3 protein-coding genes are annotated in these 3054 nt (G+C 60.8%); all 3 read right to left on the bottom strand.

The features are described from left to right. Positions 1–629, bottom strand: a 629-nt coding sequence (locus tag G6N74_RS30310; RefSeq protein ID WP_512698589.1) for an ATP-grasp domain-containing protein, incomplete at its 3' end; no start/stop codon positions are given. 14 nt (positions 630–643) lie between these two features. Beyond that, positions 644–2512: a flavohemoglobin expression-modulating QEGLA motif protein gene (locus G6N74_RS30305; RefSeq protein WP_165121708.1), complete on the bottom strand. Its 1869-nt coding sequence runs from the start codon at positions 2510–2512 to the stop codon at positions 644–646. Then, positions 2509–3054: N-formylglutamate amidohydrolase (locus G6N74_RS30300; RefSeq protein ID WP_165121707.1), on the bottom strand; the 546-nt coding region annotated here is incomplete at its 5' end. The genes G6N74_RS30300 and G6N74_RS30305, both read right to left, overlap by 4 nt.

Raw genomic sequence — 3054 nt, 5'->3', positions numbered from 1 at the left:
TGCGCGATGAGATAGCCATCACCGCTGGCCGCCTCGAAGATCTGGTTAAGGTTGGAATCACCGGGGGTCGCAATATGGAAGACGTTCTTGCCTCCCGACCCTTGGAGCGGTTTGACGATGCAGCCTTCGGAGTGTTGGTCGATGAATCCGCGGATCTCGGCAACACTGCGCGATATCAGGGTCGCGGGCCTGACCACCTCAGGAAACGTCTGAAGATAGAGCTTGCTCTGTGCTTTCCCGAGACCGTCCGGGTCGTTGACGACAATCACGCCGCGTTCGGCTGCAAGCCGCCCGAACATGAGGCCTGCGTTGGCGGCCCACGGCCGATCGGTGGCGTCCAGCGACGGGTCGTTGCGCAAATGCAAAATGTCGATATCGCTTATCGCCAGGGTCTTTTTCTGGGTCGCGGCATCCTGCAGGGCGGCATGCAGCTTTTCCGACGTCTTGTATGGGGCCTCAGGCACCACCGCGACGCTGACAGCCAGGCTGTCATCCGGACGCAGTATGAAGTCGCCCGGTTCAACATAGACAACAGAATGACCGCGTTGGACTGCAGCTAGCGCCAATGCTGTCGTCGTGTAGCTTGGCGTCTCGCTCTCAATGGAATTGACAAAGAACGCAATGCGCATTGAGGAGGCTCCGCTCATGTTTCAATCATATCTATAGGATCGATCCCCGCCATCGCCTTCTTCAGGCGCGGACGCGCCGCGTCGGAAGACAAAAATGCAGGTTCGAGGCGAGGCGCGCGCAGCAGGCCGCGTGCATTGAGTTCCTGGATCGCGCCGAAATGCCCGGCGGAGATTTTGCCGATCCAGAAGGGAGTGAGGCTGCCGCCGTTCTTGAGATGATCAAGAATCTGCACCAGGCCGCGCAAATAAATGGCGTCCTTTGCCAGCCCACCGCCTCGATAAACACGCAGAACGATGTTGAAGGCAATGCGACCATCGAAACCGAAATCGCTGTGGAGAATGCGAAAGCTTTGTTCGAACGTTGCGGCGTCGAGCATTGCCTGACACGCGATGACCCTGGCCGCGATCAGCCTCAGCCGCGCTTCAGTCATGCCGCCGACGAGATATTCCGCCAGCACCGCCAATCCCTCCTGCATACCCTCGTAGCCGGCAAGTCCGTTGCGGAAGATGGTAAGCCCCTGCGCATCACCGTTGAAATAGGTCAACAGATGAACACCGATCTCATGGCTAAGCAGCGCCGTCAGACGCTCCGATGGAAGGCTGGTATCGCGCGAAACAAGCAATCGGTTTCGAGAGACCAGGAGGCCGGCAGGCAGGTCGCCTCGGATCTCCACGGAAGCATCGAAATCGGGGTAGGCGACGCGGTATCCGGCGATCATGTCTCGCGCGGCCGCGGCAACCGCATCGGCATCTAGGCCTTTCTGACGGGTCGGCGCGGCGACTCGCGGTGCCATTTCGAGAATGGCGCGTGCCCTGGCCGCCAGAGTTGATTCGACGCTGCCATAGAGAGCTCGTCCGAGGTCGACGAACTGGGGCGTTTCGCGTGCCGCGAGCATCGACAACTGGAGATCGAGTTCCTGCTGCTTTTCTGAGAGCAGCTTGGTCAGGAGCGGATCTTCCAGATGATCGAGCGAGACCGAATAGAGCTTCCGCTTCTGAGAGGCGACCTCGAACTCGAGCGGCCTGTAGAGCAGGGCGGGCACACGCTCGAAGGCGTCTGCCTGGAATTCCAGCCAGGCTGGTTCAGCATTGATCGGCGTGACGGCAAGCAGAAAATCGAACGTTGACGCGACGTCGTCGATCCCCCGATCAGCGCGCACGACGGCGTCGATATAGGCGCGGCGTCCCAGTGAACGATGGGTTGCCGGCTGTTCCAGCTTGGAGGCCTTCAGGAAGGCGCTGACGGCCTGAAGCGAGGAATCGACCATGTTGGCGACGACGAGGTCGTGGAGTCCAGGGTAGACGCGCTCAGCGCCCGGAACCCTGTAGATCGGTGCGAAGCGTACAGTCAGGCACGCCGCCTCGCCGGGATCATCCCAGAGCCGTGCTTCGGCGCGTGTCGAAGGGGTGAGTTCGTCCACGCGGGGTGTGCGGTATTTTGCTTCGCGTGCGGACGCAGCGGCGGCGAAGCACTTGAGTGCCGCTTTCTCCGCCGCCGTGTCGCCGCAGGCCAGCGCAATCTCGAAAGGCGGCAGGAACGGAACATCCTCCGTCAGGAACCGGTCTTCTGCCAACTCACCGATGTCCAGCATGAGAAATGCGCCGCAGTGATCGCGCATCCTTCGCGCCACCAGCCGCGCGACCTCCCCGGCGAGGCCAATGTCAGCCGCGATCAGATAGGATGCGTTGGCGGAGACGGCATGGAATGCCGCATCCTGATGCGAACCGACATGAACACACAGAAAGGGCAGCGGCCGGTCCAGATGCAACCGGTTGCCGTTGCCGAATTCTCGTCGGATCGGCTTGCCGTCCTGGAAAAGCGTGTCCAAGTCCGATTCGATTTGCGCCAAGGGAAGTGCGGGCTCAACGAGCTTGGGCTTCATCGCATGCCCCTCAGTGCGGACTCCAGGACGGGCACCGACGACGCCAGTATGGCGCGCAGCTGTTCGATTGTTCTCCAATCGGGCTCGCCGCTCCATTCGTCCATGAAGATCTTTTTGAACTCGACCGCGATGGCACATCCGGTTTCCGCAAAATTGGCATGGACGAAACGCGTCTGCTCGCCCTTGCCCTGGAAGGACACATTCTCGCGCACGTCGATCGGCTCGCCGTTGAGATGGTGGCCGCGAAGTGTCTCGATGAACGCGTCGACGACGGGCGCCCAGCGCTCGCGATCCATGGAAGACGTTCCAATGTTGATATCGGGCGCGAGGTCACGAGACGTAGGCATAGACTCCGGCCCGTCGCGCCGGTGGTTGTAACTATGGACGTCGACAAGAATGAATCTGCCAGACAGCTTCTCGATGCTGGCAAGAACCCGGTTCAGCTCCCTGTAGAAGGCATCATGAAAGGCGAGAGACTCTTTTACCATGTCCTCGTCCGGCCGCTCTCGCCAGACTTCCAGCCCCCAGGACTGGTCCGGCGA

The organism is Mesorhizobium zhangyense (genome assembly GCF_011045115.1).
Lineage (GTDB): Bacteria > Pseudomonadota > Alphaproteobacteria > Rhizobiales > Rhizobiaceae > Mesorhizobium_M > Mesorhizobium_M zhangyense.
This window is presented reverse-complemented; position numbering and strand designations above follow the sequence as displayed.